Source organism: Rhodomicrobium udaipurense JA643, assembly GCF_000636015.1.
In the GTDB taxonomy this organism is placed as follows: domain Bacteria; phylum Pseudomonadota; class Alphaproteobacteria; order Rhizobiales; family Rhodomicrobiaceae; genus Rhodomicrobium; species Rhodomicrobium udaipurense.
Genome location: NZ_JFZJ01000020.1, coordinates 1 through 25,395 on the forward strand (window position 1 = coordinate 1; position 25,395 = coordinate 25,395).

Genomic DNA, 25,395 nt, shown 5'->3' on the forward strand with positions numbered 1-25,395 from the left:
AGCGCCTGACCTTCGTCGCCTGCGGCACCATCGATACGGGCGCGGGCGAGGCCATGGGCCAGCGACTTACCGCCCTGTTCGAAGGGCTGAACGAGGTGATGCGCGCCCATGCGCCCGACGAGGCCGCCATCGAGGAAACCTTCGTCAACACGAACGCGCGCGCGGCGCTGAAGCTCGGTCAGGCGCGGGGCGTGGCGCTTCTGGTCCCGGCAAGGCTCGGCCTCAGCGTCGCCGAATACGCGCCCAATTCGATCAAGAAGACCGTCACCGGGGCGGGACACGCCGACAAGCTTCAGATCCGCACGATGCTGCGCTATCTCCTGCCCAAGGCGCAGCCCGCCACGCCCGACGCCGCCGACGCGCTCGCCGTCGCCATCTGCCACGCCCATCACCGGCGCGCGCTCGCTATACGGGCGGCGGCGCTTTCAACTCCGGCTTGAGGTCGCCGGACTTCAGCGCGGCGATGATTTCTTCCGCAAGCGGTTCCAGATCCGGCAGCAGAACGACGCTCTCCTGCTCGCTGGCATCCGTCCGCGCGATCACCGCTGAAGTCGGCTTGTCGCTCAGGTTTACGGGCAGGTGCGGCACGCCCGCAGGGATATAAAGCAGGTCGCCTGCACGCGTCAGAGTCCGATGCTGGAGCCGGTCGCCGTAAAGCGTCCACGCCTCGCCGTCGAGAACGTAGATGGCCGTCTCGTGCTTCTCGTGCAGATGCACCTTCGCGCGGCCGCCCGGCGGGACCGTCAGCAGATGCATGCAGATAGCCTCGGAGCCGACGGTCTCGGCGGCGATGCCGCGCCGGTAAGTCAGGCCCTGCTTTCCATCGTAAGTCGTCTCCGCCCTTACAAGCCTGCATTCGGGTTCGTTGCTCATGAGCCTCCCTGTGTCTGGTTATTTTCCGGATCATGTAAGCGTCGTTCGCGCGCTTGCCGTCGCTACACACGGAGAAATCGAGAAGAATTGAAGCCCTGACGGGGCGATGTGCCACGGAGCGCAAAACCGTCTCGCGCCCACGATGCCGACTCGGGTTATGCTGAGGCATGATTGGAAAGCTCAAAGGCATCGTCGACGCGGTGGGCGCGGACCACGCCATCATCGATGTTGGCGGCGTCGGCTATGAAGTCGCATGCTCGCCGCGAACGCTGGGCGCGCTGAAGCCCGGCGAACCGGTAGCGCTTTCCATCGAAACATATGTCCGCGAGGACGCGATCAAGCTTTACGGCTTCCTCTCCGAAGCCGAGCGCGGCTGGTTCCGCCTCCTGCAAAGCGTTCAGGGCGTCGGCGCGAAGGTGGCGCTGTCCATCCTCGCGACGCTCGATTCGGCGCAGCTCGCGCAGGCCATCGCCATGCAGGACCGCGTGAGCGTGACGCGTGCGCCGGGTGTCGGCCCGAAGGTGGCGCTCCGCATCGTGAACGAACTCAAGGACAAGGCCCCGCCTCTCGCTTTCAGCGTCGCAGCCATCGCCGCGCCCGCCTCCGGCTCGGCATCGGCCGCGATACCCGCCTCCGCAGCGCCCTCTCCCGCGGCGGAGGCGGTTTCCGCCCTCGTGAACCTCGGCTACGCGCCGCTTCAGGCGAATGCCGCGATCTCGACCGCGCTTGGCAAGGCCGGCGAGGACGCGCGAACCGAGGATCTCATTCGTCTTGGCCTCAAGGATCTCGCGCGCTGAAACTTGACGCGCTTCGTTCATCCCCGGAAGGCAGCCGGTCGCCTGTTCTTGCAGGCCTTTCTCACGTGAAACCGGCATCTGATCGAGTCGCTGCGGCGCTCCCAAATCGAGCCGTCCGCCCCCAACCTTGCCCTTTGCGCGAGGTTGGCGAACGAAATCGCGCTCGTGTTGCTTGAGACTGCCTAAAACTTATCGTAAATGCTCCTGAGACCGGGAGGGGCTATGACGGGCACATTCACGATTCTGCGCGCGGCAGCGTTCGCGCTTGTTTGCGTGGCGGCGGGGGCATTCGCTGTATCGCCCGCGCGCGCTCAGGCTCCTGCCGAAGGGCCGCTGGAACTCCACTTTTCTCATATCGGGGCCGAGGGGTCGCTGTACTACGTTTCAGCGGAAGAATATGCGCGTCGCGTGGAAGCGATGTCGCGCGGGCGCATCCGCATCGTTCTTCACCCGAAAAGCGGGCTTGGCGGCGACGCAGAAGTGCTGAAGAAGATGCTGAAGAACGAGGTCGACATTTCGGTCATCGGCACGCCGATGTCGAATGTTGCGGGCGAATTCGGCGTGTTCGAAATGCCGTTCCTCGTGCGCAACCGCACCCACGTACGGCAGTTCCGCGATAAGGCCATGAAGCAGTATCTTCAGGGTGCCGCGAACGCCAAGGGCTACCAGCTTCTTGCCATGTGGGAACTCGGCTTCCGGCAGATCCTGAACAACAAGCGCCCTGTGGAGGGGCCCGGAACGCTGAAGGGCCTCAAGCTGCGCGTGCCCAAGGGTGAATGGCGCATCAAGATGTTCAAGGCTTACGGCGTCGAGCCGCTCCCCGTCGAGTTCAAGGACGTGTACGCGGGTATTCAGCGCGGCGAACTGGACGGTATCGAATCCACGCTAGACCTGATCTACGGCGAAAATATTCACAAGGTGCAGCAATATCTGACGCTCTCCTATCACCTTTACACGCCGGGGTTCCTCATCATGCCGAAGGAGCGTTATCAGGCGCTTCCCACCTCGGCTCGCGCGATCCTGACCAAGGTCGGCCTCGAAATGCAGGATTGGGTGCTCGACCGGGGCGAGAAGATCGAGGCGGAAATCGTCCAGAAGATGGGATTGAAGACGAATGAGGCCGACCGCCTTGCCTTCACGCTCCAGAGCCTGACAATCTACAAGGAGTATGCGCGGGTTCCCGCGCAGAAGGCGCTCATCAAGCTCATTTTCGAATCGGACGTGAACCCGCTCGCGATCGACGCGCTGAGGGGCCGGGGATCGTTCGCCGCGGGTGCGGGATCGAAAGGCGACGACGCCAGGGCGGACGACGCGGGCACCGATGCCAAGAACTCTTGGGCGCCTCGCTGAGAACTCTTGGGCGCCGATGCCAAGAACTCCCGGGCACCTCGCTGATTTGCGCGGGGCGGCTGCCCTTGAGGTGCGCCCGCTGATTGCACTGCCTGACGACTCGACCATATACCTGTCAGCTGTGGCAACCGGTCAGATGGCATATGTTCCGGTTGCGGCCGAGAACTCCGCATGAACCCGCTCAATTCGATTCCATTGCGCGGATGGTGCATCGTGGAAGCAAGGTGGCGCTTGCGTCGCGCGGGGCGAAGCGGCTGCGGCGGCGTCGCCCGGCAAAAGACACGGCAGACGGCGACGATTCGAGGCGCTGATATTTCGCTTCGGAACCCCTGCCATTGCGAGGAGGCTTGATATGTCCCGTCGGGAACAAGATCTGATCGACTATATCGACGACAAGTCGCAGAACGAGGACGAAACCGCGTTCCTCCCCGTGCGCCCGGATGGCTACCCGGACAGTTGGACCGTCTTTTTCCTCGGCATCTTGTTCGGCGTCGCGGCTGGCGCGCTGATTCCCGTCTCGCCCTGGCTGGGCGGAACCCTCGTATTCGGCGGTTACGGCGCGGCGGCATTGACGATGACCGGAACGCGAAATCGCGTCTCACGGGCGCTGCGCTTCGGCTTTGCCGTTTTCGCCGCGATTGGCGCCGCGATCGTCACGGGCATGATCGCGTGGCCGGTAATGACACGCTCCGTGGTCGACGCGGCAGCGGAGACGAACCTCGTGTTCCTCTCTGTCGCATTGCTGCCTTGGCTTCTCGCAACGTTCCGCTACATCCACATCCGCATTCCGGACTGAGACAGGGCTTTTTGCCGTTGCGGGGCTCGCGTCGGCAGGTGCGTCGAGGCAGATTGTCCGGGCCGCTCTTCGAGTGTCCCGGCGATCGCCAGATCCAGCCTTTCGAGATAAATCGTTACAATCTGAGCGATGAACGGCCACAATCCTTCGCCAGATTGATCGTGCCGAGGGGGTTCCGTCATGGAGACCACCTGAATGAAAAAAAACATGTATCTGACGCTCGCCCTGCTAACCGGGGCCTTTACGTGGAGCGTCGGCCAAACGTCGGCGATGGCGAATGCCGCCGCGATGGGCGTCGGTGCAGTTCAGAGCGAAGCCGCGCAGAAGAGCGATGTCATCAAGGTTCATGGACCTTGGGGCGGTCGAGGCTGGGGTTATGGCGGTCCCGGTTGGGGGCGTGGTCCCGGCTGGGGTTACGGCGGCGGCTGGCGCCGAGGCCCCGGGTGGGGCGGTCCGCGCTATTACGGCGGCTGGGGCGGTTGGGGTCCCTATTACGGTTGGCGTCCGCCGTATTATGGACCTGCCTGCCGCTGGCGCTGCGGTCCCTATCGCTGCTGGCGCGTCTGCTGGTAAGCGGCCCGCTACAGTCTCGCACCGCACATGAGACGCAAAGGGCCGCTTCGTGCGGCCCTTTCTTGTTCCGAACGCTGTGCGGCTAGAAAGTCTCCGATACGGCCTGCCGCAATATTATCCCTTTCACTTCAATATCGTTTTGGCATATACTTACATTTCGGTTTCGGATTGCTAGAAGGGCATAGATTTTATTTAGATCGTGATAATGAAATTCCGTGTTCGACGTTGCGCGGATAGCCGTCAGAAGCGAGTTTAGCGCAGGCCTGTACTTTGCAGGTATCGTTGTTTGCGCGAACACTGGAGAGGCTTCGAATGGCCACCAATCTTTTATCGACCATCACGCAGTCGTTTACTCCCGATGTCGTCGGGAAACTGGCTTCGACGCTTGGACTTGAACAGCAGGCGGCTCAAAAAGGAATCTCGGCGGGCATTCCCGGCATCCTGACGGGCCTCGCGAACATGGCGCAGGGCTCCGACGGTCCGAAGCGGATCGGATACGCCCTCTCCCAATCGGAAAATATCGTCGGCCGCGACGCCGTCAGCAGCGGCGACATTATCGGCAGCCTTCTCGGCTCGAACCGGGACATCCTGCAAACCGGCTGGAGCCTCATATCGTCGCTCATCGGCGGCGGAACCCTCGACACGCTTGCGTCTCGCCTCGCCCAGTATGCCGGTCTCGGCCAAGGCTCCGCGAAAAAGCTGATCGGCTTCCTTGCGCCCGTCGTGCTTGCCTATCTGAAGCGGCACCAGACCGCCGCCGGTCTCGACAATCAGGGCCTTGCCAGCATGCTAGTCAGCCAGAAAGGCGAGTTCGAGCGTGCCATTCCCAGCGCTTCCGGCGGTCGCCCCTTGCAGGACACGCCGCACGAAGCGCGCACCTCGTCTCCGGCCTATCGTCAGCGCACGACGGCGGCCACCGGTGGCACGAACTGGGCCTATTGGCTGCTTCCGGCGCTCATCATCGCGGGTGCGGCGCTTTACTTCTGGCCGAACGAAAACAAGGTGCAGGAAGCCGAGCAGATCAACCGGAACACGCGTTCGGTCACGCCCTCGCCCGAAGCAAAGCGCGGCGAGCCAACGACAACCGGCACGGCTGAAACCGGCCGAAGCGCGGCTACGAACGATAGCGCCGCGCCCCTGCCCCCCCAGCAATCCGCGGTCGCGGGGACGTCGGCCGTCGCTCTGCAAAACGATATCCTGACAAACATCTCGCGCCTTCAGGCGGCGCTCGCCGGTATCAAGGATACCGGGTCCGCTCAGGCGGCAATCGGCGAAATCCGCGATATATCGGATCGCTTCGCCAGCCTGAAGACAAAGGCCCAGCAGCTTACCCCCGAGGCAAGGCAGGCTCTGGCGCAGGCGGTGCAACAGCGCGTCCCCGATCTCAATTCTACGCTCGACCGTATCGGCAACGAGATCAATCTCGGTGGCGAGGCCAAGCCGGTTATGGATACGCTGAAAAACGAACTGGCCAAGCTGTCCCGAGCCTGAGACGACAGAGGCCCTATCGCGAACCGCCGCCCGGCGCCTTCCAAACGCCTGCGTTCAGGTGAGAAGCCTGAACGCAGGCTGTTCGGCGGTCACGGGCGATACTCGACCTGTTCCGGGCTGACATCGCGGCTGGCGAGCGCCGTCATGATCAGCGCAATGCCGTACATCAGAAGATAAACTCCAACGAGGACGCCCAGCACCCACGCGGAATCCAGCGGGAAGCCGCTGATGATGATGCCGGCGAGGACGAGATCCACCAGGCCGCTGAAAAGCATCCAGCCCCACGAGTTGAGCACACGGCGGTGGGAGAACGCGGCGAAGATCTGCGTTATCCCTTGCGCGAAGAAGAACGCCGCGAGGATGAGCGTCAAGGACAGGACGCCGACAAGCGGTTGGCGCAGCAGATAGACCCCGACCGCGATGGCGAGTGCCGCGCCTAGGAACGACCAGATCGAGCCGGGAACCTCGCGGCCGGTGAAGAACGTGGCGAGACCGATGATCCCGCCAAAGATGAAGAACCAGCCCGCCAGCTTGACTGCGACGACGGTCGTCAGATACGCCGCGCCGATAGCGAGGGCGCCGAGCACGGCCAGAAGGACGCCCTGAATGAGAAAGAGAATCCAGTGATCGTGAATGACCTCCCGCTCACGCTGGGGGGTGACGTTCAAGTCGGAACTTGCGCTACTCATTGTTACACCTTGCGATTGCGCTTCGAGACGCGGCGTCGCGCGGTGCCTTTCGGAAACGCTCCGCGCCGCCCGCGTCATGGTGCCGCATTCGGGTTAGAGCAGCCGTAAGGGAGGGATCTGAAACTTAATAAAATGAGGGCCTTCGGAACTGGCTTACATCACGCGACCGCCAGAGCCGAGTTCGAGAACCGCGTCGACGACCGCATCCATCTTTTCGCGCGCGACGTCGGCGAACGAGTCGGCGACGGCGAGAGGCTCGTGGTCCCGGGTGTTTTTTTCGGCCTCGAAGTGCAGGAGCGCCGCGACAACCATCATCGCGTCCCTCAGGCAGGCTGGGCAGGCCGAAACTTGCGCCTCATTCAGGTGCTCGTCGATGGTGCCGAGGAGCTTCTGCACGAGTGCATATTGATGGCTTTCCTTGAAGCCGCAGTCATGCCGATCGGCGAGATCCGACATTCGTTCCAACATTGATTGCAACCTTGAGGATGGAGCACACGGGATTGTGAAATGTCCTCGCCTGAAAAAGCGCGTTTTTTGGGGACGCAAAATTGTATAATTTGCGACTATTTGTCCTACCCATTGTATGGAACAATGCGAGAAAGGCATACGCCCACAAGCCCGAGACCGCTCGTGAGGACGCCAGCAGATGACGCAACATCATGCGCGGCGAGTGCGGCGAAACTGCCTGCGACAAAGTGGAAGAAGAGTGACCGCTTTGGCAAGCCAGCCTACCCTGGAAATAGAGGAATTCGAAACCGGCAGCACGCCGTCTAGCGCCAACATAATGTTTTAATTGATATTTTTACTTTGGCATGACCATTGCTTCAAAGGCGAGGAAATCCGGCCGAGGGATGCCGGTCAAACGAACCATCGCGCGAAGGAAACGCCGGTCATGGACGAAACTTTCTACGATGTCTTGCGGCGGCAAGGGGTGTCACGCCGCAGTTTCATGAAGTTCTGTAGCCTCACGGCGGCAGCGCTCGGCCTTGGCCCGCAGCTTGCGCCCACGCTGGCGCATGCGCTCGAAACCAAGCCGCGCATCCCCGTGCTCTGGCTCCATGGCCTCGAATGCACCTGCTGCTCGGAGGCGTTCATCCGCTCGGCGCATCCGCTCGCGTCCGACGTGATCCTCTCGATGCTCTCGCTCGACTATGACGACACCATCATGGCGTCGGCGGGTCATCAGGCCGAGGCCATCGTCGAAGAAATCGTCACCAAGCATAAGGGCAATTACATCCTTGCCGTGGAAGGCAATCCGCCGCTCAACGAAGACGGCATGTATTGCATCATCGGCGGCAAGCCGTTTGTCGAGCAGCTGAAATACGCCGCATCGAACGCAAAGGCCGTCATTTCCTGGGGGTCGTGCGCCTCGTGGGGCTGCGTACAGGCCGCGAAGCCGAACCCGACGCAGGCCGTTCCCGTTCACAAGGTCATTCACGACAAGCCGATCATCCGCGTTCCGGGCTGCCCGCCGATCCCGGAAGTCATGACCGCCGTCATCACCTATATTCTCACCTTCGAGCGCATCCCCGAACTCGACCGGCAGGGGCGCCCGAAGATGTTCTACTCCCAGCGCATCCACGACAAATGCTATCGCCGCCCGCATTTCGATGCAGGCCAGTTCGTCGAGGCGTGGGACGACGAGAACGCGCGCAAGGGCTACTGCCTCTACAAGATGGGCTGCAAGGGTCCGACGACCTACAATTCCTGCTCGACGACGCGCTGGAACGGTGGCGTGTCCTTCCCGATCCAGGCGGGCCACGGCTGCATCGGCTGCTCGGAAGACGGCTTCTGGGACAACGGCTCGTTCTATGACCGCCTCACAAACATCAAGCAGTTCGGCGTTGAAGAGAATGCGGACGTCATCGGGGCGACCGCCGCCGGCGTCGTCGGCGCCGCAATCGCGGCTCACGCCGCCGTCAGCGCCATCAAGAACGCGCGCTCGAAGGGAGATAACGAATAATGGCGACGATCAGCACACCCAACGGCTTCACGCTCGATAACAGCGGCAAGCGCGTCGTCGTCGATCCCGTCACGCGCATCGAAGGCCATATGCGCTGCGAGGTGAACGTCGACGACGACAACGTCATCCGCAACGCGGTGTCGACCGGCACCATGTGGCGCGGCCTCGAAGTGATCCTCAAGGGTCGCGACCCGCGCGACGCCTGGGCGTTCACGCAGCGCATCTGCGGCGTTTGTACCGGCACGCACGCGCTCACCTCGGTGCGCGCCGTGGAAGACGCGTTGAAAATCGACATCCCCGAAAACGCGAATATCATCCGCAACATCATGCAGCTCACGCTGCAAACGCACGATCACCTCGTGCACTTCTATCACCTGCATGCGCTCGACTGGGTCAACCCGGTTTCCGCGCTGAAGGCCGATCCGGTGGCGACGAGCGAGCTTCAGAAGAAGGTTTCGCCGCATCATCCGAAATCGTCGCCCGGCTATTTCCGCGACGTGCAGAACCGGCTCAAGAAGTTCGTGGAGTCGGGCCAGCTCGGGCCGTTCAAGAACGGCTACTGGTCGAACCCCGCCTATCTCCTTCCGCCGGAAGCGAACCTCATGGCGGTGACGCATTATCTGGAAGCGCTCGACTTCCAGACGCACATCATGCGCATCCGCACCATCTTCGGCGGCAAGGACCCGCATCCGAACTGGCTCGTCGGCGGCGTGCCGTCGGTCATCAACATCGAAGGGCCGGGCGCGTCGACCTCCATCAACATGGAGCGCCTCAACATGGTGCGCTCCATCATCAACCAGTCGATCGAGTTCGTCGAAAACGTCTATATCCCCGACCTTCTCGCTGTGGCGCAGTTCTACAAGGGCTGGCTCTACGGCGGCGGGCTGTCGTCGAAGAACGTGCTGTCCTACGGCGATATTCCCGACCGCGCGAACGACTACTCGGCCGAAAGCCTGCTTCAGCCGCGCGGCGCGATCATCAACGGCAATCTGAAGGAAGTCTTCCCCGTCGACCTTCGCGACCCGAACGAGATTCAGGAGTTCGTGCCGCATTCCTGGTACGCCTACGCGGACGAGAAGAAGGGCCTGCACCCTTGGGATGGCGTCACGGAGCCGAACTTCAAGCTCGGGCCGAACCTCGTCGGCACGCGCACGAACATCAAGGAGATCGACGAAAGCGCGAAATACTCCTGGATCAAGGCGCCGCGCTGGAAAGGTCACGCCATGGAGGTCGGCCCGCTCGCGCGCTACGTCATCGGCTACGCGAAGGGCGACAAGGAAATCACCGAGCAGCTGACGCTCGTGCTGAAGACGCTCGACGTGCCGGTGTCCGCGCTGTTTTCGACGCTTGGGCGCACCGCAGCGCGCGGCCTCGAATGCCAGTGGGCGGCGCGCAAGATGAGCTACTTCCTCGACAAGCTCATCGCCAACGTGAAGGCGGGCGACACCGCCACCGCCAACACCGCATCGTGGGATCCGTCGACCTGGCCCGCCGAGGTCAAGGGCGTCGGCTTCACCGAAGCGCCGCGCGGCGCGCTCGGCCACTGGATCAAGATCAAGAACGGCAAGATCGAGAATTACCAGTGCGTCGTGCCGACCACGTGGAACGGCTCGCCGCGCGATAACGAGGGCAACATCGGCGCATTCGAAGCCGCGCTCCTCAATACGAAGGTGGAACGCGCGGAGGAGCCGGTCGAAATCCTGCGCACGCTGCACAGCTTCGATCCGTGCCTTGCCTGCTCAACCCATGTCATGAGCGAAGACGGCCGCGAACTGGCCGAAGTCACCGTCCGCTAAGGGAGAGATCCGCATGAAAAAGTCTTCCATCGTTCTCCCGGCGGCGGCGGTCGTTGTGCCGGGCGTCAGCCCTTTTGTGATGTAGGGAGCACGCCATGGTCATCGCCACCGACTTCGATCCGCCGCCCCCGACTGCGCCGAAGCCCAACGGAAACGGCAACGGGTTCCAGCCCGCGATTTACGTCTACGAATTCCCGGTTCGCATCTGGCATTTCGTGAACGCCTTCGCCATCGCGGCGCTGCTTGTCTCGGGCTACTTCATCGGCAGCCCGCCGCCAACGCTCTCGGGCGAGGCGAGCGACCACTTCCTGATGGGCTATATCCGCTTCACGCATTTCGCGGCCGGGTACATCCTCATCATCGGCATGGCGGCGCGCACCTACTGGGCCTTTGTCGGCAACAAGCATGCCCTGGAAATCTTCGCCCCGCCGATCTTGACGGCGAAGTTCTGGGACAATACGTGGCACGAGTTCAAGCGCTATGTCTTCCTCGAAAAGGAAGGGCGCAAATATGTCTGCCATAACCCCATCGCTGTACTCACCATGCACTTCATGTTCCTGTGGGGGATCACCTTCATGATCTTCACGGGGCTTGCGCTTTATGGCGAAGGCACCGGCATGGGAACTTGGCAGCACACGCTGTTCACGAGCTGGATCATTCCGATCTTCGGCAACAGCCAGAACCTGCACACCTTCCATCATCTGGCGGCGTGGTCGATCCTGATCTTCGTGATGATCCACGTCTATGGCGCGGTGCGCGACGAGCTGCTCGGCCATCAGAGCATCTTCAGCACCATCGTCTCGGGCTACCGGACCTTCAAATCGCCGGGCAAGCCGGAGGATATGGATCGCGCCTGAACAAGTTGGACCTGAGTGGAACTGGCGCGGGCATGTCCCGCGCTTTTTTTGTTCGCGCGAGCAAAAAAAGCGTTGTTTCGCTTCATACTTTTGTCGCGCAAAGCGCACAACCAGTGTGGGCATTGTGTGGAAGCCTCGTTTCCACTTCGCTGCGGTTTCGGAAAAGCGGGCCTCTCTTTCCGCTGGCCGCAATCTACGCGATGGAACCAGCCGGCCGACGCACACCGGGCGCCGCTGCGGCGTCGTCAGCCTTAAGGCCCTGTTCTTGCGGCACATTCAGGCAAGGCGCCCGGCGCGACGCACCCTCCCGACGCGGCGTCTCCATCGGCAAAGAGTATAAATCGACGCAACGGCGCGGCAATTTGGCCTGAAGCTTGCTGACGAACCCCTCATCCGCTAAGAACGAGGATAATTCCAGGGAGCGACATACCTAGTGGGTTTTACATTCGATTTACACTCGCCGATGGCATCCCGATCAAATGTAACATTCGAAACTGCACTAGAATCAACGAGGTGCCAGTGCTCTCCAGGCGCATGCATTTGCTTGAGAGCGCGGAGCGAGGTGGAGCAAAATGCGGCAGAGCACTAGGGTGCTGGTTCTCGGCATCGGCAATCTTTTATGGGCCGATGAAGGTTTCGGTGTTCGCGCGGTCGAAGCGCTGAACCGCGATTACGCATTCCCGGACAACGTCCGGCTCCTTGATGGCGGCACGCAAGGGCTTTACCTCCTCGATCACATCACCTCCACCGACATTCTCGTCGTGTTCGACGCGGTGGATTACGGCCTGCCGCCCGCCACGCTGAAACTTGCGGAAAACGAGGACGTGCCGCAGTTCCTCGGCGCGAAGAAAATGAGCCTCCACCAGACGGGCTTTCAGGAAGTGCTTGCCACCGCCAACCTTCTCGGCAAGCTGCCGGAGCATCTGTTTCTGATCGGCGTGCAGCCCGTGGAGCTGGAAGATTACGGCGGGAGCTTGCGCGACGAGGTGAAGGCGCAGATCCCCGCCGCCATCGATCACGCGCTCGCCTGTCTCGCGCGCTTCGGCATCGACGCGCAGCGCCGCGAAACACCGTTGCCGGAAGCCGAAACGATTGCCTGCGAGCGCATGGTGCTATCGCGCTACGAAGACGAGCGCCCCGACGAGGAAGACGCCTGCCGCGTCGGCGATGACCGCGTGCTCGCCATGGCAGCCACGAGGGTTGCGGCCGAACGGGAGGGCCAGCGCTGATGTGCGTCGGCATTCCCATGCAGGTTGTCGAGCCGAAAGGCCGGTTCGCGCTGTGCCGCGCCGGGGGCGACGAGCTTCGCGAGATCGACATGGTCCTTGTCGGCGAGCAGCCCGAAGGCGCGTGGGTGCTGACCTTCCTCGACGCCGCGCGCGAGGTCGTCAGCGAGGAACACGCCCGCCAGACCGCCGACGCGCTGAAGGCGCTGGCGCTCGTCATGCAGGGCGAAACCTCCATCGACCACCTGTTCGCCGACCTCATCGGCCGCGAACCGCAGCTTCCCGAGCACCTTCGCAAACCCGAGCCGGAGGGCGCCGCCTGATGTCTTCGCCACTCATCGAAGCGCTTCCCACGCGCCACGGCTTTGCTACCGTCACCGAGGCGACGCTCGACGCGTTCCTCGCCGCACATGCCGACAGCGTGCTGTTCTTTCCGGGCGACACCGACCGCCTCGTGGAAAGCGCCGATGTCGCCGTGATCCTGCCCGAACTGCTGAAGAGCTTCCCTCATGTCGCGCCCGCGCTCGTGGAGAAGGCGTCCGAGCGGCCGCTGCAACTGCGCTTCCGCTTCAACGCTTTCCCTGCCCTCGTCTTCCTGCGCGGCGACGGCTATCTCGGCGCGATCACGCGCGTTCTGAACTGGCCGGAATATATGCGCGAAATCGGCGCGATCCTCGCGAGCGAGCCGTCCGCGCCGCCGCCTTACAAATTTCCGGAACATTGCGTGCCTGCCGCGAACGGCAGCGCGAACCTCGCGGAGGACATTTCCGAATGAGCATCACGCGCCCGCTCGCCGGCCCCGGCAGCCAACCCGACGACGAAGACGGCGATCTCGCCTTCATGGAGTTGCCGAAGGGCATGGCGACCTTTTCCATGCCGCAGATCCCCGAGCCGGAGGTGGCGGCGGCGCATAATGCGGCGCTGGAGAAGCTCGACGCGGCCCTTGAAGCGCTTCGCGCCGCGCCCGCTCCCGGCACGTCGATCACCATCGACCTTCTCGACCTCGACGCCGACAACCGCGCCTTTGTCGATCAGATGCTCGGCGAAGGCGAGGTGAGCATCGTCGCGGGCTCGCATGTGCAAGCGCAGGAATCGGTGCTGGCGGGCGTCTGGCGCATCCATGTCATCGGCGGTGACGGCGCGCTGATCGCCGACGCCATCGAGGTGGGCGAGTTCCCGCTCTCGGTGCTGGCCGCCGCGCAGGATGCCGGTGCGGCGAGCTTGCGTGCGCTCGATGCGGTCGCCGAAGACGACCTCATGAACGCGCCCTCCATCGCGGCCGAACTCGCCGACAAGCTCGCGGCCTACGCTCCAGGCACGCCGCCCCACGCCATCAACCTCTCGCTGCTGCCGGTCAGCGACGGCGATCTCGCGTATCTCGACGCCCGTCTCGGCCAAGGCGCAGTCACCATCCTGTCGCGCGGCTACGGCAATTGCCGCATCTCATCCACGGGCGTCAGGAATGCGTGGTGGGTGCGCTACTTCAATTCGCGCGAAATCCTGATCCTCAACACCATCGAGGTTTGTCGCGTGCCGGATGTGGCGTGCGCCGCGCGTGAGGATCTCGAAGACAGCGCGGAGCGGCTCGCGGAAATTCTGGGGGTTTACCGGTGAAAGACCATTTCTTCGCAGGCTCGTTCGGTGGCGACGTGACGAAGCTTGGCGATGACGCCCGGCTCGAATGCGGCATCTGCTGGCATGTCTACGACCCCGCCGAAGGCTGCGAGGAATGGCAGATTCCGGCCGGCACGCCCTTCGCGGCGCTGCCCCCGCAGTGGTCCTGCCCCGTTTGCGACGCGCCGAAGGAGAAGTTTCTGCTGCTGGAGGCGCGCGATGAGTGAGGCGCAGGCGGACGAAGCGGCGGCGGTGGCGCGCCGTCTCGAAGCCGTCTTCGAGCGCATCCACGCCACGCGCATGGCTGACGTACCGCTTTTGAACCCGCGCCTCGTCGTCGCCGCCGTCGGCCCGCGCGACGTGGGCCGCCTCTGGCTCGCGGTGCTTGTCACGCCGTGGTTTATCAACGCGATGCTGCTGCCGAAAACCGCAGAGGATGTCGAAAGCTGGGGCGAAGCGCCGAGCGGTGCGAAAATATCCCACGCGTTACCGGCCGGTATGTTCGAGTTCATCGCGGGCGGCGAGGCGGGGCTTGGCCCTTATCGCATGTGCTCGCTGTTTTCGCCGGTCACGCAGTTCGAAGACCAGACCGCCGCGTTGATCGCAGCCGAGTCGGCACTCGCGGCGCTGCTCGACAGCGGACATCACCCCGACGCGGAAGCGGCACGCCGCAAGCCGCAGCTTTCGCGTCGCGGCCTCATTTTCGGACGCGCCCCCGAGAGCGGAGACTCTTCAAGCGGAGACCCGGCATGACGGCGGAAGGGCGCATCGAAATCGACCTCTATCCCCGCGCGCCACACGGCCATTGCGTGCGCATCGAGTCGAGCCGCCCGCTCTCCATCACGCGCCAGTTCACCGGCCACAGCCCGAGCGAAATCGCGCAAACGGTTTCGCTTCTCTTCGCGACCTGCAAGGCGGCGCAGTCCGTCGCCGCGGCCGCTGCCCTTGAGGAAGCGCACGGCATCATCGTGCCGGAAAGCACGCGCCGCGCGCGAGAGATGCGCGTCATCGCCGAAAGCGCGCGCGAGCATACGCTTCGCATCCTCATGGACTGGTCACAGTTCCTCTATAAGCCGGGGTTGCCACCCGCAGCCGAGCTTCGCGCCGCCATGCAAGCGGAACGCGACCTCGCGCGCCATCTCGACGAAGGTAGCGCGGCGCTCCGCTTCGGCGGCACTTTTGTCTACGAGAGGGACGGCGTCGAAAAGGACATCGCGGCCAACGAAGCGCTGCTCGAACGCGCGATTTTCGGCGAGCCTCTGCGCATTTGGCGAGCGCGCGGAACGAAGGCCGACCTCATCAACTGGGCCGAGCAAAGGCACACCATCGCGCAGCTGCTATTCGACCAGATCGCAACCGAGGGCTTTCTCGACGCGGGCGCAGCTCCCGTGTCGCCGCTCCCCTCTTTCGACCGCGACCGCATCGCCCAGCGGCTGTTCGACGACAGCCAAGCTCATTTCGTTGCCGCGCCGGATTGGGAGGGCGCGCCCCGTGAGACATCGCCGCTTGCGCGCTCGCTCGACCATCCGCTGATCCGCGCGCTCGAAACAGACGACGGTTTCGGCCTCGGCGCGCGGCTCGCCGCCTGCCTCGTCGAACTTGCGAGCGTCCCGCGGCGTCTGCGCGATGCGGCGGCGACGCTCGACACCCCCGATCACGCGCAGCCGGAGCGGAGCGAAACCGCGCCCGGCATCGGCCTTTCGCAAATCGAAGCCGCGCGAGGGCGCCTCGTGCACGCCGTCGAAATGAGCGGCGGCAAGGTCTCCCGCTATCGCATCCTTGCGCCGACCGAATGGAACTTCCACCCCGAAGGCGCGGCCGCGCGCGGTCTCGCCCGCATCGCGCACGGCGATTCTCACGATGTCGCGAGAATCGCTCGCCTTTTTGTGACCGCAGTCGACCCTTGCGTCGGCTATGAAGTGAGGGTGCATTGATGCACGAGATGGCGTTGGCGCAGGGTGTTGTGCGTATTCTTGAAGAACAGGCGACCGCGCAGCATTATTCCCGCGTCCGCGTCGTGCGGCTCGAAGTCGGCCCGTTTGCCACCGTCGAACCGCAGGCGCTGCGCTTCTGCTTCGACGCTGCAACGCGCGGCACCATCGCGGAAAACGCCACGCTCGACATCGTGGAGACGGCGGCCGCGGCGTGGTGTTTCGCATGCGGCGAGAGCGTCATCATAAAGGAGCGTAGCGGAACCTGCCCAAGTTGCGGCAGCTTCCAGTTGCAGGTAACGGGCGGCGACGAATTAAGAATAAGAGAGCTGGAGGTCGACTGATGTGTGGGACGTGCGGATGCGGAGACGGTGAAACGAAGATCGAGGCTGCGTCCGTCAATGCGGCGGGCGCGCATCGACACGGCGATGCGCACAGCCACGACCACACACACGATCACGACGGCCATCACCGCCACGACCATACCCATAGCCACGCCCACGAGCACACCCATGAAGACGGCGTGACGCATTCTCATCCGCACGAGCATCACCACACCCACGACCACGAACACGGCGCGGGACACGAACACCCGCATGAGCACGGCGAGGGCGACCATCACGATCATGAACACGGACACGCCCACAGCCATGGCGGCGGCGATCATCATCACGACCACGAGCATTCGCACGACCACGGCCATTCCCACGAGCACGACCACAAGGCGCGCGTGGTGAAGATCGAGCAGGACGTGCTGTCGAAGAACGACGCATTCGCCCGTGAAAACCGCGCCCGCTTCACCCGAGACGGCATCCTCTCGTTGAACCTCGTCTCGTCACCCGGCTCCGGCAAGACGACGCTTCTCGTCGCCAGCATCGAGCGGCTCAAGGCGGATGTGCCCGTTGCGGTCATCGAAGGCGACCAGCAGACGACGAACGACGCCGAGCGCATCCGCGCGACGGGCGCGCCCGCGATCCAGATCAACACCGGCAAGGGTTGCCATCTCGACGCGCACATGACGGGCCATGCCGCCGATCACCTCGCGCTCGAAAAGGGCGCTGTGCTGTTCATCGAGAATGTCGGCAATCTTGTCTGCCCGGCGATGTTCGACCTTGGCGAAGAAGCGCGCGTGGTGCTCTGCTCCGTCACCGAGGGCGAGGACAAGCCGCTGAAATACCCGGACATGTTCCGCACCTCCCACCTGATGCTCATCACCAAGGTGGACCTGCTGCCGCATCTCGATTTCGACGCCGACCTGCTTGCCGCCAACGCGCGCGCCATCAACCCGCGCATCAAGATCCTGCGCGTGTCGGCCAAGACGGGCGAAGGCATGGACGCGTGGACCGGATGGCTGCGCGCGCAGCGCACACTCGCGCTGACCGGCCTCGAAGCGTCGGGAGGCTAGCCCCGTGTGTCTCGCCATCCCCGCCGAGATCGTGTCCGTGAACGAGGCCGCCGATACGGCAATTGTCGCGCTCGGGCCGGTGCGCAAGGAAATCTCCATCGCGCTGATCGAGAACGCAAAGCCCGGCGAATTCGTGCTCGTCCATGTCGGCTATGCGCTGCACAAGGTTTCGCCTGACGAGGCTGCGCGTACGCTCGCCATGATGCGCGAGGCGGGTCTCGATGCGGAGTTCGCCGAATTTGGGGAGGCCGCGCGATGAAGTTCGTCGACGAGTTTCGCGATCAGGCGCTGGCGATGGGCCTCGCCGCCGCCATCGCGCGTGAGGCGGTCCCGGCACGGCGCTATTCCATCATGGAATTTTGCGGCGGCCACACGCATGCGATTTTCCGCTACGGCGTGCATGATCTGATGCCGGAGAATGTCGGCTTCGTGCATGGCCCCGGCTGCCCCGTCTGCGTGCTGCCCATCGGGCGCATCGACAACGCGCTGGAACTCGCGGAGGAGCACGGCGTGATCCTCTGTTCCTATGGCGACATGCTGCGCGTGCCCGCGTCGAAGCGCCGGAGCCTGCTCAAGGCGAAGGCCGAGGGCGCGGATGTGCGCATGGTCTATTCGGTGGACGACGCGCTTCGCATCGCGCGCGGCAACCCGAGCCGCGAGGTCGTGTTTTTCGCCATCGGTTTCGAGACGACGACGCCGCCGACCGCCGTGGCGCTGCGCACCGCGAAGGCCGAGGGCCTGAAAAACTTCTCCGTGTTCTGCAATCACGTTCTGACGCCCGCCGCGCTCAATCACCTGCTTACCGCAGCAGGCCTCGACGTAGATGCCTTCATCGGCCCGTCGCATGTGAGTTCGGTGATCGGCAGCCGCCCTTATGAATATTTCACCGAGACGTTTCACCGCCCGGTCGTGATCGCGGGCTTCGAGCCGCTCGACGTGATGCAGGCCGCACTGATGGCGATCCGCCAGTTGAACGAAGGCCGCGCGGAGGTCGAAAACCAGTATATCCGCGTCGTCACCCGCGACGGAAACCGGAAGGCGCGCACGATCGTCGACGAAGTGTTCGAGCGCCGCGAAGGCTTCGAGTGGCGCGGCCTTGGCGCGGTGCCCGACAGCGCGCTCCGTATCCGCGACTCCTACGCAGCCTTCGACGCCGAGAAACGCTTTTCCATCGTCACACGCTCCGCACCGGATGCGAAATCCTGCGAATGCGCGGAGATCCTGCGCGGCGCGAAGAAGCCGGTCGACTGCAAGCTGTTCGGCAAGGGCTGCACGCCCGACAGCCCGGTCGGCTCGTGCATGGTGTCGTCCGAAGGCGCCTGCGCCGCCTACTGGACCTATGGCCGCTTCCGGCAGGAGGCCGCATGACCCGCGCGCCGCTTCTTCAGCGTCCCTTGAGGGCAAGCCGAGCCCTGACGACAAAGCGGAGCGCCATCCCATGAGCGTGATCGAGGCACGGTTTGGCGCGCGCGACGCGAAGCTTTCCGGCGCGGTGGAGATGATCCACGGCGCGGGCGGGCGCGCCACCGCCGAACTGATCCGCACGCTGTTCCGTCGCCACCTCGACAATCCGCTTCTCGCGCAAGGAAACGATCAGGCCGCCTTCGCCGTCGAGGCTGGCCGCATGGTGATGACGACCGACGCGCATGTGATCGCGCCGCTGTTCTTCCCCGGCGGCGACATCGGCTCGCTCGCGGTCCACGGCACCATCAACGACGTGGCGATGGCGGGCGCGCGCCCGCTCTATCTCTCGGCGGCGTTCGTGCTTGAAGAGGGCTTCCCGCTCGCCGACCTCGACCGCATCGTGGCCAGCATGGCGGCGGCGAGCCGCGCGGCAGGCGTGCCCATCGTCACCGGCGACACGAAGGTGGTCGAAAAGGGCAAGGGCGACGGCGTCTTCATCACCACGACCGGCATCGGCGTCGTCCCCGAAGGCGTCGAGATTTCCGGCGACCGTGCGCGGCCGGGCGATGTGGTGCTGCTTTCGGGCAGCATCGGCGACCACGGCATCGCGGTGCTCTCGAAGCGCGAAAACCTCACATTCGAGACGGAAATCCTCTCGGACAGCGCGGCGCTACATACCCTCGTCGCGGAGATGGTCGCGGCCGTGCCCGGCATCCGCGTGCTTCGCGATCCGACGCGCGGCGGCCTTGGCGCGACGTTGAACGAAATCGCGCAGCAATCCCGCGTCGGCATCCGGCTGGAGGAAGCCGCCATCCCGATCAAGCCCGACGTCTCCGCAGCGTGCGAACTTCTCGGCCTCGATCCGCTCTACATCGCGAACGAAGGCAAGCTCATCGCCATCGCGCCGCCCGATAAGGCACAGCTCTTGCTTGCCGCCATGCGCGCGCATCCTCTGGCGCGTGACGCGGCCATCATCGGCGAGGCAACGCAAGACCCTCACGCCTTCGTCCAAATGCGTACGAGGTTCGGCGGAAACCGCATGGTAGATTGGCTCGCGGGCGATCCGCTTCCAAGGATATGTTGATGCCAGACTGTCCCCCTCACCTCCCCTTTCTCCGCCGCCGCGCCTCTCGGAGAGCGCCATGACCGCGCTTCCTCCGGTGCTCGTGATCGATGACGAAGTTCGCAGCGTCGAAGCCCTCGAACGCATCCTCGAAGACGATTTCGACGTTAAGAAAGCGACGAGCGCGCGCGAAGCCGAAGCCATCCTCGCCGACGAAGCCATTCAGGTGGTGCTGTGCGACCAGCGCATGCCCGACATCTCGGGCGTCGATTTCCTGAAGGGTGTGCGCGAGCGCTGGCCCGATGTCGTGCGCATGATCATTTCCGGTTACACGGACGCGGAAGACATCATCCAGGGCATCAACGAGGCAGGCATTTATCAGTATGTCACGAAGCCCTGGCAGCCGGACAGCCTGACGCTCACACTCAAGAACGCCTCGCGGCTCTACAAGCTCCAGCGCGAGAACGAGCTTCTGGCGGTCGAGCTGAGAATGTCCTCGACCCGCGCCGAACGCGTCATCGCCACCCGTCGCGCGGATCTGCGCGAGCATTACGCGGGCGACGACGGCATCGTGCGCGAAAAGTCGAGCCCGATGAACGACGTTTGCGACCGCATGCGGCGCGTCGCTCCGTTCGATGTCTCGGTGATGATTACGGGCGAATCGGGCACCGGCAAGGAACTCATCGCGCGCGCGCTCCACTACAAGAGCCTGCGCTGGAACAAGCCGTTCGTGGTCGAGAACTGCGCGGCGCTGCCCGACGAACTCCTCGAAAGCGAACTCTTCGGCCACAAGCGCGGCGCATTCACGGGCGCGGTGGAAGACCATATCGGCCTGTTCCAGCGCGCCGATGGCGGCACCGTCTTCCTCGACGAGATCGGCGAAGTTTCGCCCCGGCTTCAGGCGAAGCTTCTGCGGGTGTTGCAGGAGGGCGAGATCCGCCCAGTCGGCGGCCAGAAAACGCGCAATATCAATGTGCGCGTCGTAGCCGCCACGAACCGCGACCTCGAAGCCGAGGTGCAGGCGGGCCGTTTCCGCGAAGACCTTTATTACCGCCTCGCGCCGGTCACGATTCACCTGCCACCCTTGCGCGACCGCCTGTTGGACATCCCGCCGATTGCACGCGCGCTCATGGACAAGGCGCAGAAGCAACTCGGAAAATGCGTCAAGGGCCTGTCGCCGGAAGCGGTGGCGTGCCTCAAGGCTTACCCATGGCCCGGCAATGTCCGCGAGCTTCAGAACGAGATCCAGCACGCGCTCATCATGGGGCCGCAGGGCGGAGTGATCGGCGCGGAGCACCTGTCGCGGCGCGTGCAGCAGGCGGCCGCCGGACCCTCGGCCGAGAAGCTCGATTTCGCGGGCGTCGATCTTTCGCTCGCCGGTCTCGAAGGCACGCTACGCGAACGCATCGAGTCGGTTGAGGCGCAGATCCTGAAGGAAAGCCTCGTCCGCCATCGCTGGAACAAGAGCCGCGCGGCGAAGGAACTCGGCCTCTCGCGCGTCGGCCTTCGCGCCAAGCTCGAACGTTACGGCCTCGAAAAGATCGAGGCGCTGCCGCTGGAGCCCGCCAAGAAGCGGGCCTAGAGCCGATCCCGATGCAAATGAATCGGCTCTGCGTTTCAAGATAGGAGCGGTTCCAATGGAGAACCGCTCTGACCGAAAGCGACCGCCAATGCTGAAGCAGCCCGCGCGCCCTGAAGACAGCCGAAGCCTCGTCGCGCGGGCGGGGGTGGCAGGCGCGCTTGGCGATGGCGAGGCGGGCGAGGACGCGTGGATCGAAGTCATCCAGAAGATGGATGCGGTCTATGCCGAGCTTGTCGAAAATCAGGTCGAGCTTGAGGCGAAGAACGCAGCGCTCGAAGAGGCGCAGGCGCTGATGGCGAGCGTGTTCGCCTCCATGGCCGATGTGCTCGCCGTGTGCGACCGCGGCAACCGCATCGCGCGCGTGAACCGTGCCCTCGAAGCCGTCACCGGGCGACATGAGGCCAGCCTTGGCGGCGAGCCCTTCGCGTCGCTTTTCGTGGCCGAGAACGCCGCCGCCGTGGACGACATGCTCGCCCGCGCCCGCGAAGACGGCGCTGTGACGGACTGCGAACTGTCCTTGCGCGACGCGGCGGGCGCGCCGTCGCCCTTCGTCATGAACTGCTCGGCGCGCTTCGACCACAAGGGGCGTTTCGCGGGCGTCGTCGTGGTGGGCCGCCCACTCGGCGAGCTTCGCCGTGCCTATAAATCGCTCAACGCAGCCCATCGCGAGCTTCAGGAAGCGCAGCAGCACCTCATCTTTTCGGAGAAGATGGCGGCGCTCGGCCGTCTCGTCGCCGGCGTGGCGCATGAACTCAACAACCCCATCAGCTTCGTTTTCGCGAACATGCATGCGCTGAAGAAATACGGCCTGCGCATCCGCACCTACCTCGAAGCGATGAACGATGGCGTGTCCGGCGACGCGCTCGCGGCGCTGCGCAAGGAGCTGAAGATCGACCGAATCCTCGCCGATATCGAGCCGCTGCTCGACGGGACGCTCGAAGGCGCGACGCGCGCAAGCGAGATCGTGCAGGATCTGCGCCGCTTTTCGGCCAATCAGGCGGAGGCGCCGCAGGATTTCGAGCTTCTGCGCGTTGTGCAGACGGCGGCGAACTGGGTGGTGAAGATCGCGCGCTCGCGGCAGGACGTGGCGATCCATGTGCCCGAGGGGCTGTCGGTGCAGGCGCCGCGCGGCGCGATCCATCAGATCCTCGTCAACCTCATTCAGAACGCGCTCGACGCGATGGACGGCGATCCGCATCCGCTGATCGAGATCGACGCGACCGAGGACGGCGGCTTCGTCGCGCTCCGCGTCCGCGACCACGGCCCCGGCATCGCGCCCGACGGCATGCAGAAGCTGTTCGAGCCGTTCTTCACGACGAAGCCCGTCGGCAAGGGGCTTGGCCTCGGCCTTTATCTGAGCTTCGGGCTGGCGCAGGATTTCGGCGGGAAGCTCGCGGCGGCGAACCACGAAGGCGGCGGCGCAGTGTTCACGCTGACCCTGCCGAAGGGGGCGCGGCATGGCGCGTGATTTGCCGTGCGATCCGGTCGGGAACGTCGCGCGCGATGCCACGGCCAGCCCCGCGCGCCTCACCTTGCTCTGGCTGCAATCCGGCGGATGCGGCGGCTGCTCGATGTCGCTTCTCAACGCCGACAGCCCGGACCTGTTCGCGGCGCTCGACCTCGGCCGCATCGACGTGCTCGCCCATCCCTCGCTCAGCGAAGCATCCGGAGAAGATTATCATGCGCTTATCGCGCGTATCCTGTCCGGCCAGCAGCGGCTCGACATCCTTTGCGTCGAAGGCGCGATCCTGCGCGGGCCAAACGGCACCGGGCGCTTTCATCTCCAGCCCGGCACGGGCAAGCCCGTGATGCAGCTCGTCGCGGAGCTTGCGGCCTTCGCGCGCCATGTCGTCGCTATCGGCTCATGCACGGCCTATGGCGGCGTTTCGTCGGCGGGCAACAACGTCACCGAGGCGTGCGGCCTCGCCTTTGAGGGCGCGGAACCGGGCGGCCTTCTCGGCCCCGGCTTCCGCTCGCGCTCCGGCCTGCCCCCGATCAACATCGCGGGATGCCCCACCCATCCGGGTTGGATCGTCGAAACGCTCGTGCAACTCGGCCATGGTGCGTTCAGCGCGTCCGACCTTGATGCATACGGTCGCCCACGTTTCTACGCCGACCACCTCGTGCATCATGGCTGCACCCGCAACGAATTTTACGAATACAAGGCGAGCGCGAAGGAGCCGGGTCAGCTCGGCTGCCTGATGGAGCATCTCGGCTGCATCGGCACGCAGGTTCACGGCGACTGCAACATGCGGGCGTGGAACGGCGAAGGCTCTTGCATTCGCGGCGGCTATCCGTGCATCGGCTGCACCGAGCCGACGTTCGGCGAACGCGACGCGCCCTATCTCGAAACGCCGAAGCGCGGCGGCATCCCCGTGGGCCTGCCGACCGACATGCCGAAGGCGTGGTTCGTGGCGCTGGCCTCGCTCGCCAAGGCCGCAACGCCGGAGCGCCTGCGTCGGAACGCGCTCGCGGAGCGCATCGCGGTGCCGCCGGGGGGCTTATCGGGCAAGGCATCGGGGAAACCCAAATGACGCGCCTCATCGCCGGGCCGTTCAACCGCGTCGAAGGCGACCTCGAAATCCGCCTCGACGTGAAGGACGGGCGCGTCGCGGCGGCTTACGTGAATTCCCCGCTCTATCGCGGTTTCGAGCAGATCCTTGTCGGCAAGGCGCCCGCCGATGCGCTCGTCTATGTGCCGCGCATTTGTGGCATTTGCTCGGTCTCGCAGTCGATAGCGGCGGCGGCGGCGCTCGCCAACGCGCAAGGACTGACGCCGCCCGAAAACGGCGCGCATCTGCAAAACATCATCCTCGCCGCCGAGAACATCGCGGACCACCTCACGCATTTCTATCTGTTCTTCATGCCGGATTTCGCGCGCGAGATTTACGCAGGCGAGCCATGGGCGGAGGCGGCGGCGCGCTTTCGGGCGATGGGCGGCGATGCCCAGCGCGAGTTCCTGGCGGCGCGCGCGGCGTTCCTGCGCATCATGGGACTGCTCGCTGGGCACTGGCCGCATACGCTCGGTCTGCAACCGGGCGGCACGACCCGCGCCATCGGCCGGGCGGAGCAGACGCGGTTGCTAAGCCATATCGCCGGGCTTCGCCGCTTCCTAGAGGCGAGATTTTACGGCGATGCGCTGGAAGCGTTGGCGGCACTCGACAGCGCCGATGCGCTCGATGCATGGGCCGAAGGCGAGGCGGACGCGGGCGGCGGCGATTTCCGCGCGTTCCTCGCCTTCTCGCGCGACGCCGGGCTCGAAGCGCTCGGCCCCGGTCCCGGCCTCTATCTCAGCTTCGGCGCTTATGCTCAGAAGGGCGGCCACGCTTTCGCGCGCGGGGTATGGCAAGGCGGCACGGTCGGCACGCTCCGCGAGGACGACATCACCGAAGACCACACCCGCGCATGGATGGTGCGAGCGGCGGAAGGCCCGCGCCCGCCGTCGCGCGGGATCACGCTTCCCGACGCAGACGCCGCCGACGCCTATAGCTGGTGCAAGGCTCCGCGCCTCGGCGGGCGCGGGGCGGAAACCGGCGCTTTCGCCCGCCAGCTCATCGACGGCCAACCGCTCGTGACGAGCCTCGCCGCGCGCTCCGGCAGCAACGCGCGAAACCGCGTGATCGCCCGCGCCGTCGAGGTGGCGCGGCTCGTCCTCCTGCTGGAGAGCTGGGCGGCGGCGATCCGTCCCGACGAGCCGTTCTGCCTCACCGCGCCGATGCCCGACGAAGCGCGCGGCACCGGCATGATCGAGGCGGCGCGCGGGAGCCTCGGCCACTGGCTCGACATCCGCAAGGGCCGCATTTTCAACTATCAGATCATCGCGCCGACGACGTGGAACTTCTCGCCGCGCGACGGCGGCGGCCAGCCCGGCGCATGCGAGGCAGCGCTAGTCGGCGCGCCGGTGCGGCCGGGCGAAACGACGCCTATCGCGGTGCAGCATATCGTGCGGTCGTTCGATCCTTGCATGGTCTGCACGGTGCATTGA

The 25,395-nt window shown here is 64.6% G+C and carries 28 protein-coding genes; 25 read left to right on the forward strand and 3 right to left on the reverse strand.

Annotation, left to right across the window (positions count from 1 at the left end):
- The coding region (ruvC, locus tag T281_RS05035; protein ID WP_037235188.1) for a crossover junction endodeoxyribonuclease RuvC at positions 1-440 on the forward strand (440 nt) is incomplete at its 5' end.
- Here the strand turns inward: ruvC and T281_RS05040 are convergent.
- Positions 406-873 (reverse strand): cupin domain-containing protein, encoded by a 468-nt coding sequence (locus T281_RS05040; protein ID WP_037235192.1) that lies wholly within the window; start codon positions 871-873, stop codon positions 406-408. The genes ruvC and T281_RS05040 overlap by 35 nt on opposite strands.
- A 167-nt stretch (positions 874-1,040) precedes the next feature.
- On the opposite strand from T281_RS05040, the gene ruvA reads away from it, so the two are divergent.
- The 5 genes from ruvA to T281_RS05065 all read left to right on the forward strand — a co-directional run bounded on the left by ruvA (position 1,041) and on the right by T281_RS05065 (position 5,880).
- Positions 1,041-1,670 (forward strand): Holliday junction branch migration protein RuvA, encoded by a 630-nt coding sequence (gene ruvA, locus T281_RS05045; protein WP_013418637.1) that lies wholly within the window; start codon positions 1,041-1,043, stop codon positions 1,668-1,670.
- Positions 1,671-1,892: 222 nt separating this feature from the next.
- On the forward strand, positions 1,893-3,020 hold the full coding sequence (locus tag T281_RS05050) for a TRAP transporter substrate-binding protein (RefSeq protein ID WP_052037067.1): 1,128 nt from the start codon (positions 1,893-1,895) through the stop codon (positions 3,018-3,020).
- Positions 3,021-3,372: 352 nt separating this feature from the next.
- Positions 3,373-3,816, forward strand: coding sequence for a hypothetical protein (locus T281_RS05055; RefSeq protein ID WP_037235197.1), 444 nt, complete (start codon positions 3,373-3,375; stop codon positions 3,814-3,816).
- Positions 3,817-4,011: 195 nt separating this feature from the next.
- Positions 4,012-4,389 (forward strand): hypothetical protein, encoded by a 378-nt coding sequence (locus T281_RS05060; RefSeq protein WP_081796609.1) that lies wholly within the window; start codon positions 4,012-4,014, stop codon positions 4,387-4,389.
- A gap of 312 nt (positions 4,390-4,701) precedes the next feature.
- Positions 4,702-5,880 (forward strand): DUF937 domain-containing protein, encoded by a 1,179-nt coding sequence (locus T281_RS05065; RefSeq protein WP_037235202.1) that lies wholly within the window; start codon positions 4,702-4,704, stop codon positions 5,878-5,880.
- Between the two features lie 89 nt (positions 5,881-5,969).
- On the opposite strand, the gene T281_RS05070 is transcribed toward T281_RS05065, so the two are convergent.
- Positions 5,970-6,569, reverse strand: coding sequence for an HdeD family acid-resistance protein (locus T281_RS05070; RefSeq protein WP_052037076.1), 600 nt, complete (start codon positions 6,567-6,569; stop codon positions 5,970-5,972).
- Between the two features lie 153 nt (positions 6,570-6,722).
- On the reverse strand, positions 6,723-7,025 hold the full coding sequence (locus tag T281_RS05075; protein WP_037235207.1) for a hypothetical protein: 303 nt from the start codon (positions 7,023-7,025) through the stop codon (positions 6,723-6,725).
- 436 nt (positions 7,026-7,461) lie between these two features.
- On the opposite strand from T281_RS05075, the gene T281_RS05080 reads away from it, so the two are divergent.
- The 19 genes from T281_RS05080 (at position 7,462) to T281_RS05170 (ending at position 25,395) form a co-directional block, all read left to right on the forward strand.
- Complete coding sequence (locus T281_RS05080; RefSeq protein WP_037235275.1) at positions 7,462-8,532, forward strand: hydrogenase small subunit; 1,071 nt, start codon at positions 7,462-7,464, stop codon at positions 8,530-8,532.
- Positions 8,532-10,328 carry a nickel-dependent hydrogenase large subunit gene (locus T281_RS05085; protein ID WP_037235210.1) on the forward strand — a complete coding sequence of 599 codons (1,797 nt, stop codon included), beginning with the start codon at positions 8,532-8,534 and terminating at the stop codon, positions 10,326-10,328. Before T281_RS05080 ends, T281_RS05085 begins: the two co-directional genes overlap by 1 nt.
- Positions 10,329-10,423: 95 nt before the next feature.
- On the forward strand, positions 10,424-11,185 hold the full coding sequence (gene cybH / locus T281_RS05090) for a Ni/Fe-hydrogenase, b-type cytochrome subunit (RefSeq protein WP_037235213.1): 762 nt from the start codon (positions 10,424-10,426) through the stop codon (positions 11,183-11,185).
- Positions 11,186-11,757: 572 nt separating this feature from the next.
- A complete protein-coding gene (locus T281_RS05095; RefSeq protein WP_037235216.1) occupies positions 11,758-12,414 on the forward strand; it encodes a HyaD/HybD family hydrogenase maturation endopeptidase in 657 nt (218 codons plus the stop codon).
- Positions 12,414-12,734 (forward strand): HypC/HybG/HupF family hydrogenase formation chaperone, encoded by a 321-nt coding sequence (locus tag T281_RS05100; protein ID WP_037235219.1) that lies wholly within the window; start codon positions 12,414-12,416, stop codon positions 12,732-12,734. The genes T281_RS05095 and T281_RS05100 overlap by 1 nt, the downstream gene beginning before the upstream one ends.
- The gene (locus T281_RS05105) at positions 12,734-13,186 is read left to right on the forward strand and encodes a thioredoxin domain-containing protein (RefSeq protein WP_037235222.1); all 453 of its coding nucleotides are present in this window, start codon (positions 12,734-12,736) and stop codon (positions 13,184-13,186) included. The genes T281_RS05100 and T281_RS05105 overlap by 1 nt, the downstream gene beginning before the upstream one ends.
- Positions 13,183-14,025 carry a hydrogenase expression/formation protein gene (locus tag T281_RS05110; RefSeq protein WP_037235225.1) on the forward strand — a complete coding sequence of 281 codons (843 nt, stop codon included), beginning with the start codon at positions 13,183-13,185 and terminating at the stop codon, positions 14,023-14,025. The genes T281_RS05105 and T281_RS05110 overlap by 4 nt, the downstream gene beginning before the upstream one ends.
- Positions 14,022-14,252, forward strand: a complete 231-nt coding sequence (locus T281_RS05115; RefSeq protein ID WP_037235229.1) for a rubredoxin — start codon at positions 14,022-14,024, stop codon at positions 14,250-14,252. The genes T281_RS05110 and T281_RS05115 overlap by 4 nt, the downstream gene beginning before the upstream one ends.
- Entirely contained in the window at positions 14,245-14,778 is a 534-nt protein-coding gene (gene hybE, locus T281_RS05120; protein ID WP_052037068.1) for a [NiFe]-hydrogenase assembly chaperone HybE, read from the forward strand. The genes T281_RS05115 and hybE overlap by 8 nt, the downstream gene beginning before the upstream one ends.
- Positions 14,775-15,959, forward strand: a complete 1,185-nt coding sequence (locus T281_RS17450; RefSeq protein ID WP_052037069.1) for a nickel-dependent hydrogenase large subunit — start codon at positions 14,775-14,777, stop codon at positions 15,957-15,959. The genes hybE and T281_RS17450 overlap by 4 nt, the downstream gene beginning before the upstream one ends.
- Complete coding sequence (hypA, locus tag T281_RS05130) at positions 15,959-16,300, forward strand: hydrogenase maturation nickel metallochaperone HypA (RefSeq protein ID WP_037235232.1); 342 nt, start codon at positions 15,959-15,961, stop codon at positions 16,298-16,300. Before T281_RS17450 ends, hypA begins: the two co-directional genes overlap by 1 nt.
- Positions 16,300-17,361 (forward strand): hydrogenase nickel incorporation protein HypB, encoded by a 1,062-nt coding sequence (gene hypB / locus T281_RS05135; protein ID WP_081796610.1) that lies wholly within the window; start codon positions 16,300-16,302, stop codon positions 17,359-17,361. The genes hypA and hypB overlap by 1 nt, the downstream gene beginning before the upstream one ends.
- Positions 17,362-17,365: 4 nt before the next feature.
- A complete protein-coding gene (locus T281_RS05140; RefSeq protein WP_037235235.1) occupies positions 17,366-17,620 on the forward strand; it encodes a HypC/HybG/HupF family hydrogenase formation chaperone in 255 nt (84 codons plus the stop codon).
- Complete coding sequence (hypD, locus tag T281_RS05145; RefSeq protein ID WP_037235238.1) at positions 17,617-18,729, forward strand: hydrogenase formation protein HypD; 1,113 nt, start codon at positions 17,617-17,619, stop codon at positions 18,727-18,729. The genes T281_RS05140 and hypD overlap by 4 nt, the downstream gene beginning before the upstream one ends.
- 70 nt (positions 18,730-18,799) lie before the next feature.
- Positions 18,800-19,849 (forward strand): hydrogenase expression/formation protein HypE, encoded by a 1,050-nt coding sequence (hypE, locus tag T281_RS05150; RefSeq protein WP_052037071.1) that lies wholly within the window; start codon positions 18,800-18,802, stop codon positions 19,847-19,849.
- A 58-nt stretch (positions 19,850-19,907) separates the two neighbouring features.
- On the forward strand, positions 19,908-21,410 hold the full coding sequence (locus tag T281_RS05155) for a sigma-54-dependent transcriptional regulator (protein WP_037235241.1): 1,503 nt from the start codon (positions 19,908-19,910) through the stop codon (positions 21,408-21,410).
- 88 nt (positions 21,411-21,498) lie between these two features.
- Entirely contained in the window at positions 21,499-22,878 is a 1,380-nt protein-coding gene (locus tag T281_RS05160) for a sensor histidine kinase (RefSeq protein ID WP_037235244.1), read from the forward strand.
- Positions 22,868-23,944 carry a hydrogenase small subunit gene (locus T281_RS05165; protein ID WP_155955105.1) on the forward strand — a complete coding sequence of 359 codons (1,077 nt, stop codon included), beginning with the start codon at positions 22,868-22,870 and terminating at the stop codon, positions 23,942-23,944. Before T281_RS05160 ends, T281_RS05165 begins: the two co-directional genes overlap by 11 nt.
- The gene (locus tag T281_RS05170) at positions 23,941-25,395 is read left to right on the forward strand and encodes a nickel-dependent hydrogenase large subunit (RefSeq protein WP_037235248.1); all 1,455 of its coding nucleotides are present in this window, start codon (positions 23,941-23,943) and stop codon (positions 25,393-25,395) included. Before T281_RS05165 ends, T281_RS05170 begins: the two co-directional genes overlap by 4 nt.

Excerpts from the sequence above, each read along its gene's own strand:
- hypE (WP_052037071.1), top strand. The coding sequence starts at position 18,800 with ATGAGCGTGATCGAGGCACGGTTTGGCGCGCGCGACGCGAAGCTTTCC.
- hybE (WP_052037068.1), top strand. The coding sequence starts at position 14,245 with ATGAGTGAGGCGCAGGCGGACGAAGCGGCGGCGGTGGCGCGCCGTCTC.
- ruvA (WP_013418637.1), top strand. The coding sequence starts at position 1,041 with ATGATTGGAAAGCTCAAAGGCATCGTCGACGCGGTGGGCGCGGACCAC.
- T281_RS05080 (WP_037235275.1), top strand. The coding sequence starts at position 7,462 with ATGGACGAAACTTTCTACGATGTCTTGCGGCGGCAAGGGGTGTCACGC.
- hypB (WP_081796610.1), top strand. The coding sequence starts at position 16,300 with ATGTGTGGGACGTGCGGATGCGGAGACGGTGAAACGAAGATCGAGGCT.
- T281_RS05060 (WP_081796609.1), top strand. The coding sequence starts at position 4,012 with ATGAAAAAAAACATGTATCTGACGCTCGCCCTGCTAACCGGGGCCTTT.
- T281_RS05160 (WP_037235244.1), top strand. The coding sequence starts at position 21,499 with ATGCTGAAGCAGCCCGCGCGCCCTGAAGACAGCCGAAGCCTCGTCGCG.
- T281_RS05040 (WP_037235192.1), bottom strand. The coding sequence starts at position 873 with ATGAGCAACGAACCCGAATGCAGGCTTGTAAGGGCGGAGACGACTTAC.
- T281_RS05105 (WP_037235222.1), top strand. The coding sequence starts at position 12,734 with ATGTCTTCGCCACTCATCGAAGCGCTTCCCACGCGCCACGGCTTTGCT.
- cybH (WP_037235213.1), top strand. The coding sequence starts at position 10,424 with ATGGTCATCGCCACCGACTTCGATCCGCCGCCCCCGACTGCGCCGAAG.
- hypA (WP_037235232.1), top strand. The coding sequence starts at position 15,959 with ATGCACGAGATGGCGTTGGCGCAGGGTGTTGTGCGTATTCTTGAAGAA.
- T281_RS05070 (WP_052037076.1), bottom strand. The coding sequence starts at position 6,569 with ATGAGTAGCGCAAGTTCCGACTTGAACGTCACCCCCCAGCGTGAGCGG.
- T281_RS05170 (WP_037235248.1), top strand. The coding sequence starts at position 23,941 with ATGACGCGCCTCATCGCCGGGCCGTTCAACCGCGTCGAAGGCGACCTC.
- T281_RS17450 (WP_052037069.1), top strand. The coding sequence starts at position 14,775 with ATGACGGCGGAAGGGCGCATCGAAATCGACCTCTATCCCCGCGCGCCA.
- T281_RS05055 (WP_037235197.1), top strand. The coding sequence starts at position 3,373 with ATGTCCCGTCGGGAACAAGATCTGATCGACTATATCGACGACAAGTCG.
- T281_RS05110 (WP_037235225.1), top strand. The coding sequence starts at position 13,183 with ATGAGCATCACGCGCCCGCTCGCCGGCCCCGGCAGCCAACCCGACGAC.
- T281_RS05155 (WP_037235241.1), top strand. The coding sequence starts at position 19,908 with ATGACCGCGCTTCCTCCGGTGCTCGTGATCGATGACGAAGTTCGCAGC.
- T281_RS05095 (WP_037235216.1), top strand. The coding sequence starts at position 11,758 with ATGCGGCAGAGCACTAGGGTGCTGGTTCTCGGCATCGGCAATCTTTTA.
- T281_RS05065 (WP_037235202.1), top strand. The coding sequence starts at position 4,702 with ATGGCCACCAATCTTTTATCGACCATCACGCAGTCGTTTACTCCCGAT.
- T281_RS05050 (WP_052037067.1), top strand. The coding sequence starts at position 1,893 with ATGACGGGCACATTCACGATTCTGCGCGCGGCAGCGTTCGCGCTTGTT.
- T281_RS05165 (WP_155955105.1), top strand. The coding sequence starts at position 22,868 with ATGGCGCGTGATTTGCCGTGCGATCCGGTCGGGAACGTCGCGCGCGAT.
- T281_RS05075 (WP_037235207.1), bottom strand. The coding sequence starts at position 7,025 with ATGTCGGATCTCGCCGATCGGCATGACTGCGGCTTCAAGGAAAGCCAT.
- T281_RS05100 (WP_037235219.1), top strand. The coding sequence starts at position 12,414 with ATGTGCGTCGGCATTCCCATGCAGGTTGTCGAGCCGAAAGGCCGGTTC.
- hypD (WP_037235238.1), top strand. The coding sequence starts at position 17,617 with ATGAAGTTCGTCGACGAGTTTCGCGATCAGGCGCTGGCGATGGGCCTC.
- T281_RS05085 (WP_037235210.1), top strand. The coding sequence starts at position 8,532 with ATGGCGACGATCAGCACACCCAACGGCTTCACGCTCGATAACAGCGGC.